The 16,234-nt window shown below is 59.9% G+C and carries 14 protein-coding genes; 7 read left to right on the top strand and 7 right to left on the bottom strand.

Annotated features, from left to right (window positions below):
* Positions 1–79: 79 nt before the first annotated feature.
* The 4 genes from AGR1_RS15665 to AGR1_RS15650 are packed head-to-tail and all read right to left on the bottom strand — an operon-like array spanning position 80 to position 4,800.
* The gene (locus tag AGR1_RS15665) at positions 80–856 is read right to left on the bottom strand and encodes a TIM barrel protein (protein WP_149147491.1); all 777 of its coding nucleotides are present in this window, start codon (positions 854–856) and stop codon (positions 80–82) included.
* Positions 853–1,869 (bottom strand): hydroxyacid dehydrogenase, encoded by a 1,017-nt coding sequence (locus AGR1_RS15660; protein ID WP_149147490.1) that lies wholly within the window; start codon positions 1,867–1,869, stop codon positions 853–855. Before AGR1_RS15660 ends, AGR1_RS15665 begins: the two co-directional genes overlap by 4 nt.
* Positions 1,866–3,743 (bottom strand): DUF2264 domain-containing protein, encoded by a 1,878-nt coding sequence (locus tag AGR1_RS15655; protein ID WP_149147489.1) that lies wholly within the window; start codon positions 3,741–3,743, stop codon positions 1,866–1,868. The genes AGR1_RS15660 and AGR1_RS15655 overlap by 4 nt, the downstream gene beginning before the upstream one ends.
* On the bottom strand, positions 3,736–4,800 hold the full coding sequence (locus AGR1_RS15650; protein WP_149147488.1) for a LacI family DNA-binding transcriptional regulator: 1,065 nt from the start codon (positions 4,798–4,800) through the stop codon (positions 3,736–3,738). Before AGR1_RS15650 ends, AGR1_RS15655 begins: the two co-directional genes overlap by 8 nt.
* 112 nt (positions 4,801–4,912) lie before the next feature.
* On the opposite strand from AGR1_RS15650, the gene AGR1_RS15645 reads away from it, so the two are divergent.
* From AGR1_RS15645 to AGR1_RS15615, 7 genes are all read left to right on the top strand, one after another.
* Positions 4,913–6,205 carry an ABC transporter substrate-binding protein gene (locus AGR1_RS15645; RefSeq protein ID WP_149147487.1) on the top strand — a complete coding sequence of 431 codons (1,293 nt, stop codon included), beginning with the start codon at positions 4,913–4,915 and terminating at the stop codon, positions 6,203–6,205.
* A 183-nt stretch (positions 6,206–6,388) separates the two neighbouring features.
* Positions 6,389–7,318 (top strand): transcriptional regulator, encoded by a 930-nt coding sequence (locus AGR1_RS15640; protein ID WP_080796246.1) that lies wholly within the window; start codon positions 6,389–6,391, stop codon positions 7,316–7,318.
* Between the two features lie 121 nt (positions 7,319–7,439).
* Complete coding sequence (locus tag AGR1_RS15635; protein WP_149147486.1) at positions 7,440–8,951, top strand: alpha-N-arabinofuranosidase; 1,512 nt, start codon at positions 7,440–7,442, stop codon at positions 8,949–8,951.
* Positions 8,952–8,958: 7 nt separating this feature from the next.
* The gene (locus AGR1_RS15630) at positions 8,959–10,032 is read left to right on the top strand and encodes an ABC transporter ATP-binding protein (protein ID WP_149147485.1); all 1,074 of its coding nucleotides are present in this window, start codon (positions 8,959–8,961) and stop codon (positions 10,030–10,032) included.
* Positions 10,033–10,107: 75 nt separating this feature from the next.
* Positions 10,108–11,382, top strand: a complete 1,275-nt coding sequence (locus tag AGR1_RS15625; protein ID WP_149147484.1) for an extracellular solute-binding protein — start codon at positions 10,108–10,110, stop codon at positions 11,380–11,382.
* 67 nt (positions 11,383–11,449) lie between these two features.
* On the top strand, positions 11,450–12,334 hold the full coding sequence (locus AGR1_RS15620; protein ID WP_162520600.1) for a sugar ABC transporter permease: 885 nt from the start codon (positions 11,450–11,452) through the stop codon (positions 12,332–12,334).
* Positions 12,331–13,158, top strand: coding sequence for a carbohydrate ABC transporter permease (locus AGR1_RS15615; protein WP_063949887.1), 828 nt, complete (start codon positions 12,331–12,333; stop codon positions 13,156–13,158). The genes AGR1_RS15620 and AGR1_RS15615 overlap by 4 nt, the downstream gene beginning before the upstream one ends.
* 114 nt (positions 13,159–13,272) lie before the next feature.
* Here the strand turns inward: AGR1_RS15615 and AGR1_RS15610 are convergent, their stop codons facing one another.
* The 3 genes from AGR1_RS15610 to AGR1_RS15600 are packed head-to-tail and all read right to left on the bottom strand — an operon-like array spanning position 13,273 to position 16,208.
* A complete protein-coding gene (locus tag AGR1_RS15610; RefSeq protein WP_149147483.1) occupies positions 13,273–14,394 on the bottom strand; it encodes a sn-glycerol-3-phosphate import ATP-binding protein UgpC in 1,122 nt (373 codons plus the stop codon).
* A 31-nt stretch (positions 14,395–14,425) separates the two neighbouring features.
* Positions 14,426–15,310, bottom strand: a complete 885-nt coding sequence (locus AGR1_RS15605; protein ID WP_137412083.1) for an ABC transporter permease subunit — start codon at positions 15,308–15,310, stop codon at positions 14,426–14,428.
* 7 nt (positions 15,311–15,317) lie between these two features.
* A complete protein-coding gene (locus AGR1_RS15600) occupies positions 15,318–16,208 on the bottom strand; it encodes a sugar ABC transporter permease (protein WP_077984174.1) in 891 nt (296 codons plus the stop codon).
* Between the last annotated feature and the right edge of the window lie 26 nt (positions 16,209–16,234).

Here is a 16,234-nt window from a genome sequence, read left to right as displayed (position 1 = left end):
ATGGATGATAGCAGGATGCGTTCTGACGGATAGCGAGGTTTAGTTTGCCCGCTGGTTTTCAATCAGGGAAAAAGCGGCTCTACGAACCGGCAAGAATTTGCCGCAGCGTCACCGTATCTTCCAAAAACTGACCGACGCCGTCACCCTTGACGAATTCCAGCATCGCATAAGCCGTCTTCGTCCAGCCGCTCGCAGGTATCGCATCCATGCACGCCCGCCAATACTCCGCGCGTTCGTGAAGCGGCAGGCGGCTGGCGTCGGCCAGCCAGGCGAAGACGTGGAGATGGCAGATGCGTGGGCCGAGTGCGGATATTTCCGTGAGTGCGTCCTCCAGCGGCAGTCCGGGGGCGGGTTGCCAGTAAAAGAAGAGGTTGGGCATCGGCAAGTCCTGCATGAGTTGCAGGGCCGAGGGCAGGGTGTCCGTCAGTGAGTTGGGGTGATATTCGAGGCCGATTGTGATGCCATCGTCGTGCGCCCGGCGGGCGATTGTCGCCAGTGCTTCCGCCACCGCGCGGCGTTCGCCAGGGGAGTAATCGGCAGACGGGCGTTTGCGGCTGCCGGGCCAGATACGGATATGGCCGGCACCGAGGGCCTTTGCGGTTTCGAGCACGGCAGCCACATCTTCCGGCGTAGAATCCGGCACAAAGATATAGGAGCCGTAGGACGAGACGGAGAGGCCGGCCTCTGCCGTCCGCGCCGCCACATCCCTTGCATTTTCGAGATCGCCGGGCGGTACATGGGTATCCGCACCCCATTCGATTGCCTTGATGCCGTTTGCGGCGGCAAGGTCGATGACGGCCTGTGACGACAGGGAGCGGAAGGTGACGGAGCAGAGGCCCGGCTCGAATAATCTCATGCGATCAGTTCCAGATGTTCCGGCCGCACCTGCTGTTGCAGGGGTGCCGCGCGGCAGAAGCGTTCGATTTCGGCAATGGCCATGTCACCGAGCCTTGCGCGTTCAAGGCCGGTGGCGCCGGCGATATGCGGCGTCAGGAACACGTTGGGCAGGCTAAAGAGGGGTGAAACCGGCGGCGGCACTTCCGGGTCGGTCACGTCGATGACGGCTTCGATGCGTCCGGTTTTCAGTTCGGCCAGAAGCGCGTCTTCATCAACCAGCGCGCCGCGCGCCGTATTGATCAGGGTCGCACCGTCCTTCATGCGGGCAAGCGCTGCCGCGCCGATCATATGCTGTGTCTCCGGCAGGGAAGGCGCATGCAGGGAAATGACGTCGCTCACCGCCACCAGCTCCTCAAGCGAAACGAGACGTACACCGAGCTTTTCCGCCTCCGCAACGCTTAGAAGCGGGTCGAAAAGGATAAGGTTGAGATCGAAGGGCTGCAACAGATTGATGACGCGACGTCCGATGCGTGAGGCGCCGACAATGCCGACCGTGAGGCCGAGATTGCCGATGGCCTGCGCCTGCAATCGCTCGACAGGGGCGCGATCTCGGTGCTCTAGATAGAGACGCCGGAAGCCGAAGGTGCGCTTGCCGGCGAGCAGGATCATCGCCAGCGAAAATTCGGCGACCGGCTGCGCATTCGCCTCCGCCGCACTGCACACGGTAACGCCACGATCGAACACCGCCTGCGACAGGAAATATTTGACCGTGCCGGCGGCATGGGAGATCAGTTTGAGGCACGGCATCAGCGCCAGCTCCCGTGCGTCGATATCCGGACAGCCCCAGCCGGTCAGAAGAACATCCGTCCGCGCCAACTGCTCTTTCACTGCGGGATCGTGGAAATCGCATATCCGCCCCGTATCAAGAATCTCAACGCTCTGCGACAGCCTTTCAAGAGCCTGCGGTGTCAGCACATGCTGGGTTCGCTCCGGGTCCATGGCGAGGCTGAGACGCGGAAGCGGGCTCGTCATTGCGGCTCTCCCGTGGCCGCCATGCTGCTGACAGGAACGCCCCGTTCCGCAAACAGGCGGTCGAGCGCCTCCATGTCCGGAAGTGCCGGAACTGTCGCCAGCGCTTTCTCGCTTTCTGGCCCGGTCACCCCGGCAAAGACCGCGCAGGCAAGCAGGGTTTCGCCCGCCGGAATCTCGCCCCGCAGTTGCGGCACCGTGGTTTTGGCGTTGACGAGATTAGTGTTGGGCAGCGCCTTCAGCGCCACGCCGTCGCGGGTTATGCTGGAGCCGAGATCGATGATGGCGGATATGTCGGCACCGCAATCGGCAGTCGCCCGGCCCGACTCTTCGCGCACGGCGTCGCGGTCGCCGTCGTTGCGGTTGATAGCGAAGCCGCCTTCGGTCACCGAAAGGGGACGGGCGGAGGTGATCCGGTGCAGCCTTATATGCCAGTCGCCAGCCGCAATCAGCGTGGTTTCAACCGCCACATCCGGGAGCGGCTTCCATGTCGCCCGCAGGCTTTCCCCGGCCAGCAGAACCTTTTCGTTGGTCTCGCGCACGCGGTAGTGCAGGCCGTCTTCGGAAAAGGCCAGCATGTTGTCGAAACCATTGGTCTTGAAACCACGCTCGTCCACTTCCACGCCGAAACCGTAACGCGAGGAATAGGCGAATTTGGCATATTTCTCCGGCCCGCCACGCATGGAAAGGTTTTCCTGGCCACTGGAAAGTGCCGTGACATTGCCAGCGGCCCGCATCAGCACCATGCCGGGATGAGCAAGCGGCTTTGGATTTGCGGATGTTTCAGGCTGTTTTTCCTGCGCCAGCCAGAAGGGGTGGCTTTCCGGCAGGGCCAGCGGCAGGAAGGCCTTGAAGGCCCAGTAGGGCGAGCCCGCCGAATTATAGCTTTCGGACATGGTGAGCTGCGGATAGGCGTAGCCGATGGAGAGCACGCCGTCGCGGTCGGCAATCGGCTTTTTCGCCCACCAGCGCAGATGCTGCAGATAAAGCCCCTTGATTTCGCCCCAGGGCAGCGCCTCCTCATCGGCAAAAGTGAGACCCGCCCAGAAGCCGCCGCAGGCGAAGCGGTAGGTCATGGAGCGGCCGAAGGCGAGCGTGCCGCCATCCTCATCGAACCAGCTTGCGAAATCGCCTGCAAAGAGGCGCGCTCGCTCGCGATAGCGTGCGGCGTAGGCATCGTCAGGCTTGCTGAGTTTCGCGTAGATCAGGCCGTAAAAATGCATCGCGAAGGCGATGTAATGGTCGATGCGGCGGTAATTGCCATCGCGATACCAGCCGTCGGCGATATAGAACTCGTCCAGTTCCTTCTGGAATGTCTCGGTCAGGCTGCGGTCGAATTCGATGCCGAGATGATCAAGCGCCATATCGACCATCACCCGGAAGAACTTCCAGTTATTATCGGCGTAATTGCGCTCGCGCGCCGCCAGCAGATAACGCCGCACATTGTCTTTCTGCGCGTCGGAAAGCGGTTCCCACAGGTGCTGCGGCGCAAGCCGCAGCGCAAACCCGATTGCTGCAAGCTCCACCAGCCGCTGGTCTTTCTGCCGCACGTCGCCCCAATATTCGGGATGGGAAGGATCGGTGCCGTTGGCTATTCCCTGTGCCAGAAGCGGCCAATGGTCGAATTGGTCGCCGCTCAGCGCAAGCGGTGCGATGCCCCAGAGCGGCCGGGCGAAACCTTCCAGATCCGCCGCCGCCCGGTCGAAATGCGCGGCAGCCCCGCTGAGCGTCACTCTTGCGCCACCCGGCGAAAAATAGGGAAGAAGTGGCGCGAAACTGTCATCCAGCGCCCGTCGGACATCGGCGCGGCTTTTGAGCGGATTGCCATGCAGCGGATTGAATCTGGCCATGGCGGGCTTACTCATGGTGTCATGCATCGCGTGCTGCCTTTCCCGTCTTTTTCGCCTTGCCGGCCGTCTGTCCTTCCACCAGCTGCACGCCAAGCTGCACCTGACGGGCGTTGGCGGAGGGTTCCGTCAGCCGGCGGCGCAGCAGCTCCACCGCCTCGCGGGCGATTTCGCGGCGGTCGACGCGGATCGTGCTGAGACGGGGGGTGGAAAGTTCGGCAAAGGGCAGGTCGTCGAAGCCGATGATGGAAAGATCGTCCGGTACGGCGAGGCCAAGCTCCTGCGCTGCCCCGAGCGCACCGAGCGCAATCGCGTCATTCATGCAGAAAATGCCGGTGAGTTCAGGGTTTTTGGCCAATAGCTGGTGAACCGCATCGCCCGCCTGTCCGAAGCCGCTATCCGCCGTCGAAAGCAGGAACTCCTCATAGGTCGTTCCCTCTTCCTCGAGAATTGTGTGGCGGAAGCCGCGCATACGCTCCCTTATGGTGTGGCGATGATGCGGGCCTATATAGGCGACCTTGCGGTGACCGAGTTCCAGCAGCCGCCGCGCCGCCAGCGCGCCGCCGTAAAAATTGGAAGGCGAGACGCAATCCAGCATCATCGAGGGATCGGCGCTGTTGACCAGAACCGGTTGCAGCACACCCTGCGTGATGCGGTGGATGATCTCGTCCTCGGGGTCGAGGCCGATGGCGAGAAGGCCGTCCACCTCGCAGACCCGCTGGGTCAGCGCATCATCCACCTGTTTCTGGTGCAAAAGCCGGATGTCGAGTTCGAAACCATCCGTCTGGGCAAGGCTGCGCAGCATGTCGAAAATATCGTGATAAAAAGCGCCGATATCGCCGGTCGCCCTTTCGGCGGACATGAGTGCGAGGATTTGCTTGCCCTCCAGCGGCACGCCGCCGGTCTGGTTCGCGGCCGGTCGCAACGGGTAGCCAAGCTCCGCGGCCACCCCCAGAACCTTGGTCTGGATGGATGCGCTGATACCCTTTTCCCCTGCAAGAACGCGCGAGACGGTGCTGATGGAAACGCCGGCGCGCTGGGCGATATCTGACTGGCGCGGGCGGCTGATGTCGGGCGTATCGTTCATATCGTCTCCTGCGCTTGCAAAAAAATCTATTATGATGCAAATATTGCAAACTAAGAAAATTTGCAAGAATATAAGCGACATCTGAAAAATTTGCAAAACGCGGGAGGAGCAGATGCAAACTATCGACAGACGTGGATTTTTGGTGACGGCGGCGCTGGCCGGTCTGGGCGTGGCGGCGGGTGGTTTTCGCGCGGCCGCGGCCGAAACCCGGCTTCGCTGCGTATGGTGGGGATCGGCCGACCGCAGCAAGCGCACCAACGACGTGATCGCCCTTTACCAGAAGGCAAACCCGCAAACAGAAATCAGCGGCGAAATGATCGCCGGTTCCGATTACTGGACCAAGCTTGCGACATCGATGGCGGGGCGCAACGTTGCCGATATCTTCCAGCTCGAACCTTCCACCATTGCCGATTATTCCGGCCGTGGCGCCTGCATGGAGCTGGACCAGTTCGTCGGCAAGTCGCTCGATCTTTCCACCTTCGGCAAAAGCGAGGTCGATCTCTGCCGCATCGACGGCAAGCTTTACGGCGTCGGCCTCGGGCTGAATTCCTTCTGCATGATGTATGACGCCGACACGCTGAAGGAAGCCGGGGTTTCGGTGCCGCAGGACCAGATCACTTGGAAGGCGCTTTCGGAACTGGCGCGCGATTTCAAGAAGAACGGTCCGGCAAAACGGAACTACTGGGCCGTGCCCTATGGTGCGCGTTATCACTATGTTTTCGATGTCTGGCTACGCCAGCGCGGCAAGCTGCTGTTTCAGGACGGCACCATCGGCTTCAACAAAGAGGACGCCAAGGAATGGTTCGCCTATTGGGAGGATTTGCGCGAGAACAAGCTCTGCGTTTCCGCCGATATCCAGACGCGTGACGACAATACCATCGAATCCAACGCCCTGACGCTGGGCAATTCGGCTATCGGCTTTGCCTATTCCAACCAGCTTGTCGGTTATCAGAAGCTCAATAAACAAACGCTGTCCATCGGCATGCTGCCGGGCGAGGGGCCGGGCAAACCGACCGGTCATTATTACCGACCGGGCCTCATCTGGTCCATATCGTCCACCTCGACCAATGCGGAAGCGGCGGCGAAGTTCATCAACTTCTTTGTCAACGATCTGGAAGCCGGCAAGGCGCTTGGCGTCGAACGTGGCGTGCCGCCGGCCAAGGCCGTACGCGAGGCCCTGTTGCCGACACTCAATGAGACCGAACGCAAGACGGTGGATTATATCGAAAGCCTTTCCGGAAAGACCGATGCCTATCCGAAACCCGCCCCGATCGGCGCCAACGAGTTCGACCGTGGCGTGATGCGCCCCATTGCCGATTCGCTCGCCTTCGGCCGCGCCAGCGTGGATGAAGCGGCGCAAAACCTCGTCGACACCGGCACGCGGACCCTGCGCAAGCGCGGCTGACGACGAAACGGGCACCGCCACGCGGTATCGAGACCGTGTGGCGGTGCTCTTTTTTATGAAGTGACTGGGGTGGATGGCGCTTCACGCCTCTCAAAAGCGACTGTATGACAAACAGCACTGGACAAGTGCAGGGCATTTAAGCCAGAAATTCTGATCTGGATCGATAAATCTGAAGATTAGAATATGGCGCCCAATTTTCTCCTCGTTGATGCTGAAAAAGAATTTGATGTCCTGAAGGCAGCGGCGTCGCTCATCCGCGTGCAAATATTGAAGCTGCTGCATGAGGCGAGCGGCCTCAACGTCAACGAAATTGCGCAGAGACTGGAACTCCCCCAGTCCACCGTTTCCGCCGGCGTGGCCGTTCTCGAGGAGGCGGGGCTGCTGCGAACCGAAACGCGCAAGGCGCGCAAGGGCAGTCAGAAAATCTGCTTCGCCACCTGCGACGAACTCATCGTTTCGTTCCGAAAACCCGAGGCGCCTGTCACCTCAAATTATATCGCGGTCGCCATGCCGCTCGGTCTTTACACCCAAAGTTCGGTCACCGCGCCCTGCGGCATCTGCTCGCCGGAGGGAATTATCGGGCTGCTTGATGTGCCCGATACATTCATGGATCCAGACCGCATGAAGACGGCGCTTCTGTGGTTGACCTCCGGCTTCGTGGAATATCAATTTCCCAACAACGCCAAGATTCAGGGGCGGGAAGTCGAGGAAATCGAGTTTTCGATGGAGGTCAGCTCTGAAGTGCCCGGAACGCACAGCAACTGGCCGTCCGATATTACGCTATCGGTCAACGGTCGGGAAATCGGGGTCTGGACCTCACCCGGCGACTTCGGCGACAAGCGCGGCACGTTTACGCCGGACTGGTGGAAGCTCTCCGGTTCCCAATATGGCATGCTCAAGACCTGGCGCATCACCGCGCAGGGAACCTATGTCGACGGAACCCGGATTTCGGATGTGACACTGACGGATATCGATCTGGCCAGCCACCGTTCCATCCGCTTGCGCATCGAGGTCAAGGCCGATGCAAAACATCCGGGCGGGTTGAATATCTTCGGCCGCGGTTTTGGCAATTACGATCAGGACATCATCCTGCGCCTGCGTACCGCAGGCTGAACTCCAAATTTTCAAAAGTATGATTTTCGCGGTTGACAGGCGCGGATTCCCTCGGCAACTATATTATCAAATATGGTTCATATCATATTTTGAGATATAAATGCGCAGGGAGGAGAGCCTTATGAAAGCGCGGGTTTCAGTCCACCGGGACTTCCGGATTGGGCGTATCGACGATCGTCTTTATTCCGCCTTCATCGAGCATATGGGGCGTGCGATCTATGGCGGGATTTATGAGCCCGGCCATCCGCAGGCGGATGCGAACGGCTTTCGCAAGGACGTCCTGAAATTCGTGCAGGACCTGAAAATTCCCGCGATCCGCTATCCCGGCGGCAATTTCGTTTCGGCCTATCGCTGGGAAGACGGCATCGGCCCGCGCGATCAGCGCCCCATTCGCCTCGACCTCGCATGGCGCTCCAAGGAAACCAATCAGATCGGCATCAATGAATTTGCCGACTGGGCACAGATGGCCGGCATCGAGATGATGCTCGCCGTCAATCTCGGTTCCCGTGGGCTGGACGATGCCCGCAACTTCCTCGAATACGTGAACTTTCCAGGAGGCACGGCTCTCAGCGATCTGCGCCGCAGCCACGGCACTGAAAAGCCCCACGGTGTGAAAATGTGGTGCCTCGGCAACGAGATGGACGGCCCTTGGCAGATCGGCCACAAGACGGCTGTGGAATATGGCCGCCTCGCCAATGAAACCGCCAAGGCCTTCAAGGGCTTCGACCCGACGATTGAAGCGATTGTCTGCGGCAGTTCCAATGACGGCATGCCGACCTATCCCGAATGGGAGCGCCAGGTGCTGGAGGAGTGCTACGAGAATGTTGATCATATCTCGCTGCACAAATATTTCGGCAATAGCAGCCGCGACACGCTGAACTATTTCGGCAAGATCGAGGAAACCGGGCGCTATATCCAGACGATTGCCGGGGTCATCGATTACGTGAAGGCGAAGAAACGCGCCAAGAACGATGTTTCCATCTGCTTCGATGAATGGAACGTCTGGTATCACATCCGCGAAGAAGACGGTAAACGCATCAAGAGCTGGGACTGGCCGGAAGCGCCCGCACTTCTGGAGGAAACTTACAACTTCGAGGATGCGCTGTTCGTCGCCGGTCTGCTCAACGAGTTCATCCGCCGTTCGGACCGGGTGCGCATCGCCTGCATCGCCCAGCTCGTCAATGTCATCGCCCCCATCCGGGCGGAAAAGAACGGCCCGGCCTGGCGGCAGACGATCTATTATCCCTATCAGTTCGCCTCGCTTTATGGCCGTGGTGTCGCGCTGAACATCGCCGTCGATTGCCCGACTTACGATTGCAACGCGGCCGATGACGTCAAATATCTCGATGTTGCCGGTGTTTATGACGAAGCGGAAGGTGTGGTGACACTGTTCGTGCTCAACCGACATCTGACAGAAGCGGCAGAGATCGATGTCAGCTTCACCGGCTATTCATCCGCCACGCTCAGCCTGCATCTGGCCATGGCGGGATACGATTTGCGTGTCGGCAACGGGCCGGACCAGCCGGATCGCGTCGTGCCGGTGCCGGGCAGTGGCGTCGCCGTGGAGGACAGGGCATTGAAGGGTTCGGTGCCAGCGCTGTCCTATCACGTGCTTCGGCTGAAGGTTCAGTGAGGCGACCATGGGTGTCCGTCTCAACAATGTCGCCAAGTCCTTCGGATCCTTCGCGGCCATCCGGGATGTTTCGATGGAAATTCCAGCCGGTAGCTTTGCGGTCTTCGTGGGGCCTTCCGGCTGCGGAAAATCGACCCTGTTGCGCATGATCGCAGGCCTTGAGGAAACCAGCGGCGGGCGCATCGCCATCGATGAGCGTGATGTCACCGCGGTCGAACCGGCGGATCGCGGCGTTGCGATGGTGTTCCAGAACTATGCGCTCTATCCGCATCTGACGGTGTTCGAGAACATGGCGTTCAGCCTGCGTCTTGCGCGCCGGCCGAAGGCGGAGGTGACGGAGAGGGTGGGCGAGGCCGCGCGCGTCCTCCAGCTCGAGGAGCATCTGCACAAACGGCCCTCGCAGCTTTCCGGCGGGCAGAGGCAGCGCGTGGCCATCGGCCGCGCCATTGTCCGGCAGCCGAAGGTATTCCTGTTCGATGAACCGCTGTCCAATCTGGACGCCGAACTGCGTGTGCAGATGCGGCTGGAACTGACCCGGCTTCACCGCAAGCTGGGCGCGACGATGATCTATGTCACGCATGACCAGGTGGAGGCCATGACGCTTGCGGACAGGATTTTCGTGCTGAAGGGCGGCGTCGTGCAGCAGGCGGGTGCGCCGCTCACCCTTTATGACGATCCGGACAACCGGTTCGTCGCGGGCTTCATCGGCTCACCGGCGATGAACTTCCTGCAGGCGCAGATTGTCGAACAGCGAAACGGCGTCGTGACGCTTTCGCTCGATGGTGGCGACAGACATCTCGAAGCACGGCTTTTGCAGCCTGTTTCCGCCGGCCAGCGGGTCGAGATCGGCGTTCGGCCCGAGCATCTGACGATAACGCAGGAGGGCGCCTTGCCCGTCAATGTCGAGGTGGCGGAGGAGCTGGGGGATGTTTCCTATCTCTACACCCGCGCGCCCTCGGGCAAGGAAATCATCGTGCAGCGGCAGGGCTCACGCGAGAGTCTCGATGGCCGGTCCGTGTCGCTCAGCGCTTCGCCCGAACACATTCTGGTGTTCGACAGCGACGGCAAGAGATTGCGATAGGCGCGAGGAGGCGCCTTTCGATTGAGCAGACCGCCTCTTCAAGGGGTATTTCCACATAAACGGGAGGAGTGAACGATGCGACTGATCAAGACATTGCTTGTTGGCACGGTTCTGGGTTTGACTGCCCTGCCGGCGCTGGCCAAACAGGATATCGTCTGGTGGGACTTTCTGTCCGGCGGCGACGGCGTGCGCATGAAGGCGTTGATCGATGCTTTCAACAAGGAGCACCCGGATATTCAGGTCAAGGGAACGACACTGGAGTGGGGCGTGCCCTTTTATACCAAGGTGCGGACCGCCTCAGCCGTCGGCGAGGGCCCTGACGTCATGACCTATCACCTGTCCCGCGCGCCCCTGGCGCTGCAGGAAAAGGTGCTGAGCGAAATCACCGACAAGGACCTTGAAGATGCTGGCCTGAAGAAAGACGATTTCTTCAGCGCCCCGCTTGAGGCGGCGACCCATGACGGCAAGCTTTATGCCGTGCCTTTCGATATTCACGCGCTTATTCTTTACTACAATGCCGATCTTCTCAAAGGCTCGCCCTATATCGATGCCGAGGGCAAGCTCACCGGCATCAAGACGATGGATGACTTTGAGAGGGCGTTGGCCTGGGCGAAGGAGAATGGCGTCGAGACGCCGGTAACCTACCAGTCCGGCGGGGAAGCCGGGGTCTGGCGTGTCTTCTACACGTTGTTCTCGCAACAGGGCGGCGAACTCGTCACCAATGGCGAGGTTCTGGCCGGCGACAATGCCGAAAAGGCCGCCAAGGCAATCGACACCATGTCGAAATGGCGTGAAAACGGCTGGGCGCCCGAGCAGGCGGAATATCCTGCCTCCGTCGCGCTTTTCTCTGCCGGGAAATCCGCCTTCCAGCTGAACGGCGTCTGGGAAGTGCCGACCTACAAGGATCTGGAGAAAAACAACAAGCTGGGCTTCAAGTGGAGCGCGGTCGAGGTTCCACCCTTCATGGGCAAACGCGCTACCTGGGCGGATTCACATGCCTTTGCCATCCCCAACCAGGGCGACAAGACCGTTTCGGGTGAGAAGCGCGCAGCCGTCATGAAAGTGATCGGCTGGATGGAAAAACACGCCATCAGCTGGGCCGATGCCGGCCATATCCCGGCCTATAAATCGATCACCGAAGGCAGCGACTACAAGGCGATGCAGCCGAATGCGACCTATGCGTCGTTGGCGGAAGCGGCGGTGTTCGATCCGAAAACGACGATCACCGGCGTTGCCTCACCCGCCTATGATGCGGCGCTCAACGTCATCGCGCCGGCCATTCAGGGCTTTATGAGTGGCACGGATGCGGTGGCACAGATCAAGGAAGAGCTGCAAAGCAAGCTGAAATGACAGGAAACCAGCCCTCCGGTCCATGGCCGGAGGGCGCCTGCAATGCGTGAGGTCCCGGAGATATCCCATGGCTATGATTGAAAACCGGCGCAAGAAATCGCTGATCGCGCTGTCGATGGTGACGCCGTTCATCGTGGTCTTCGTCACCTTCTTCCTTTATCCTTTGATCGAGATGGTGCGCATCAGTTTTACCAATGCGCCGCTGATTGGCGACGGTGACTGGGTAGGGCTGGCCAACTACACCAAGTTGCTGAGTGACAAGCTTTTCGTCACCTCCCTCAAGAATAACGGCTATTTCGTGCTTCTGACTGTCGTGCCGACAACAGTCATCGCCCTGATGATCGCTCTTGCCGTCAGCCGCCTGTCGGGTGTCAAGCAGACGATCGCAATGAGCCTGTTCTTCCTGCCCTATGTGCTGCCGGTGTCTGTCGTCACTGAAATCTGGGCATGGATGCTCGATCTGCAGTTCGGTATTCTCCAACCGGTGATTTCGCTGATTGCCGGAAAGCCGGTCGCGGTATTCAAGAACCCATATTGGGTGATGCCGATGGTCGCCGTCGTCACCATCTGGTGGACGAATGGCTTCAACGTGTTGCTGTTCATCGCGGGCCTTCGCAATATTCCGGCCGAGCTTTATGAGGCTGCCTCGCTGGACGGTGCAACGACGTGGCAACGCTTCTGGCGCGTCACCTGGCCGTTGTTATGGCCGGTGACAGCTCTCGTGCTCACTCTGCAACTGATCCTGCAACTGAAGATATTCGACCAGATTTATCTGCTCAGCGGCGGCGGACCCTTCAATTCCAGCTTCGTGCTGCTTCTCAAGGTCTATCGTGAAGCCTTCCAGCTCAACAATGGCGGTTACGCCTCCGCTGTCGCTACCGTGCTGTTCCTGCTGATCATGATCGTTTCCATTCTTCAGTTCCAGCTGCTGCGCATCCGGAGGAACTCATGAGCCTCACAAGAAGACTAGAAAACATTATCCTGACCGTGCTGACCTTTTCGGCCGCACTGGTCTGGATTTTCCCGCTCTACTGGACGTTCGTGACGTCCATCCGTTCGGATGAGAATGTTGCCGGCAACACATCATTGATCCCCGATGAATTCCGGCTGAGCGCCTATGTCAGCGCCATCTTCAACACGAAATTGATGAACTGGTATATCAACTCCGTTGGCACGGCGGCCATCGTCACTGTGTCGGTGCTGCTGATCTCGATGTTATGTGCTTATGCCCTGTCGCAGATACGTTTTCCGGGCCGGCGGCTGCTTTATGGCATCGTGCTCGCCAGTTTCATGGTGCCGGCGCAGACGCTGGTCGTCACGCAATTCATCCTGATGAAGAACCTTAACCTTATCAACACCTGGGCGGGCATCATCCTGCCGCAGCTCATCACGCCCATCGTCATCATTGTCTACAAGCAGTTCTTCGATAGTGTGCCGAAGGAGATGCGCGAGGCGGTGGTTCTGGATGGCGGCGGCGAATATACCATTCTTTTTAAGGTCTATCTGCCGCTTAATTGGGGCATCACCACCGCTATGGCGATTGTGACGTTTATCACAGTGTGGAACGCCTTCTTCTGGCCCTTCCTCGTCGTCACCTCGGAAAACATGATGACCATCCCTGTTGGCATCACCCAGGTCAACGACACTTTCGGTGTCGCCTATGCGCGGCTGATGGCCATAGCCATGCTGGCGGCGCTGCCGGTCATCATCGCCTATGTCATCTTCCAGCGGCGCGTAACGGAAGCGATCATGATTTCGTCAGGCGTGAAAGGGTGACGGCCGGACCCGTCGCATGATGCGACGCGCCTGCCAAACAGGCTTGATCTTAATTGCGGGTCCGGCGCGGAGAGAGAATATTCCAAACCGTGCCGGACATGTCTCGCAGAAGGGTCAAACCGCGAGCAGCTTCTCGTTTATGCTTTGGGGTGTCTCCGCCATACCTTCCGCGTCGATCCGTTTGCCGGTGGCCGGATCGAAAAAATGGAGATGGGCGGGTGGAAGATCGAGATGGATGCGCTGGCCGGGTTTTACGGAAAGGTCCTCACCGATGGCGGCGGAAAAGGTCTCGCCTGCGATATCGGCATGCACGATGCGGCCCGAGCCCAATTCTTCGACGAAATCAACAACCGCCGGTACGCCGGCGCCATCCGTGCTGACCACGCACTGCTCCGGGCGGATGCCGACCGTCACGTCGCGACCGCGCAGTTCCAGCGCGATTTCGGGGAATAGTTTCACCGGCGCGCCATTCAGCATCACGGCGGGGGACTCCACCTCCACCCTTGTGCTGAACAGGTTCATGGCCGGCGAGCCGATGAAGGACGCCACAAAGGTGCTGGCCGGGCGGTGATAAATATCCAGCGGATGGCCGACCTGCTCGACATTGCCCTTGTTCATCACGACCAGCCGGTCGGCCAGCGTCATGGCCTCCACCTGATCGTGAGTGACGAAGATGGAGGTGGCGGAGAGGCGCTGGTGCAGCTTGCGGATTTCCGCGCGCATGGTCACGCGCAGCTTGGCGTCGAGGTTGGAGAGCGGCTCGTCGAACAGAAACACCGCAGGTTCGCGGATGATGGCGCGGGCCATGGCGACGCGCTGGCGCTGGCCGCCGGAAAGGGCTGCCGGCTTGCGCTCCAGATAATCGGAAAGGCCGACGATCTTTGCTGTCTCCTCAATGCGGCGCTGGCGTTCGGCTTTTGCAACGCCGGCGACTTTCAGCGCATAACCGATATTACCGGCAACTGACATATGCGGATAAAGCGCGTAGTTCTGAAACACCATGGCGCACCCGCGCTCACGCGGTTCCAGCATGTTGACCACACGCCCGCCAATGGCGATCTCGCCGGAGGTGATATCCTCCAGACCGGCGATCATGCGCAGAAGCGTGGATTTGCCGCAGCCCGAGGGGCCGAGGATGACGACGAATTCGCCGGAACCGAAATAGAGGTCCACGCCGTGCAGGGTAGGCGTCTTGCCATAGGATTTGCGGACCTGACGGATATCGATCTGAGCCATGATTATAAAACCTTTTTTGAAAGCCGCGCTGTCACTTGTCGGACGAGACGAGACCGCGGACGAACCAGCGTTGCAGGAAGGCCACGACGAGGAGCGGCGGCAGGATGATGATGAGGGAACCGGCCAGCGTGACGTTCCAGTCCGGCGTGCCGTCATCGGCGGGCAGAAGCGCGCGCAGCGACATCATCACCGTCTTGTAGGACGGGTCGGTGATCATCAGCAGCGGCCACAGATACTGGTTCCAGGCATAAACGAACATGATGGTGGTGAGCGCCAGCATGTTGGTGCGCGACAGTGGCAGCAGCATATCCACAAAGAAACGTGCCGCACCCGAACCGTCCATGCGCGCGGCTTCCGCCAGTTCGTCCGGGATCGTCATGAAGAACTGCCGGTAAAGAAAGGTGCCGGTGGCGGTTGCGATCAGCGGAAGGGTGAGGCCGGCGTAGGAGTTCAGCAGGTTCCATTCGAGGGTGATCTCGATGCCGAACAGGCCGAGGATCGAGCGGAACGGCTGGAAAACATCGGCGGCGACCGAATAGGTTGGCACCACGCGCACTTCGAGCGGCAGCATAAGGGTGATGAACACCGTCCAGAAGAACAGATGCCTGAGCGGCGAGCGGAAGAATACGATGGCAAAGGCGGTGAAGGCCGAAAGGGCCACCTTGCCGATGGTCACCAGCGTCGCCATGATCATGCTGTTGAGGAGGGCATTGCCGAGATTGGCGCGTTGCCATGCCGCCTGTGCATTTGTGAAGAATTCGCCCTGCGGCATGAAGTTGAAGGGGACGCTGTTGACCTGCTGGACCGACTGGCTGGCGCCGGAAATGACGACGATGAAGGGGCCGATGAGCAGGAAAAAACCGGCCACCATGATCGCATAGGTCAGGGCGTCGGCATAGGGTGTGCGCTGGATCATCGCCGCCTCACTTGTAATGGACTTGCCGCTCGACGAAGCGGAACTGGATGAAGGTGAAGACCATGATGAGGCCGATGAGGACGAGGCTCTGCGCCGAGGCGCCGGAATAGTTCAGTCCCTCGAAGGCCTCGCTGACGATGCGGTAGACCATCACTTCGGTGGCGTGGTTGGGGCCGCCCTCCGTGGTGGAGGCGACGATGCCGAACGTATCGGCGCCAACGAAACCTTCGGTCATCATGATGACGGTGAGAAAGAACAGGGTCGGGGCCAGCAGCGGCACCTGAATGTCGATGGCGCGGCGAACGGGCCCGGAGCCGTCCATGGCGGCGGCCTCCGTCAGCGAACGCGGCACGGATTGCAGGCCGGCGAACAGGAAGATGAAGGTGTAGCCCGCCCATTTCCAGATGAAGATGACGATGACAAGGATGAGCGCGTGCTCGCCGTATTTTGCAGGGTTCCAGATATCGGGCCACCAGGAATTCAGCGATGCGGCGATGCCGCGTTCCGGCGACAGGATGAAGCGGAAGGCCATGCCGGCGGCGGGACCGGCAATCGCGTAGGGCAGGATATAAAGCACCCGGAAAAAGCCGGAGCCGGGAAGCTGGCGATCGACCGCAAGGGCAAGCACAAGGCCGATGAGGATCGCGAAAAAAGGCCCGGCCACCGCAAATATCAGGCTGGTGAGGATCGATTGCCAATAAAGCGGATCGCCGAAGGTTTCGATGAAATTGGCTAAACCGACGAACTCCGCCTGGCCGCCGAAAGGCGGCTCCAGGGTGAATGCCCAGTTCAGCACCGCCGCAACCGGCCAATAGAAGAACAAGAGGATGAGCAGGAACTGCGGCAGGGCGAAGAGCACAGGCAGCCATGTGCTTTTGAAGACGGTACGCTTTTCCATTGGAAACCGGCAGGGTTCGAGAATTC

This window comes from Agrobacterium sp. B1(2019) (assembly GCF_008274755.1).
In the GTDB taxonomy this organism is placed as follows: domain Bacteria; phylum Pseudomonadota; class Alphaproteobacteria; order Rhizobiales; family Rhizobiaceae; genus Agrobacterium; species Agrobacterium salinitolerans.
The sequence above is the reverse complement of the archived record's forward strand: the minus strand, read 5'-3'. Positions and strand labels throughout refer to the sequence as shown.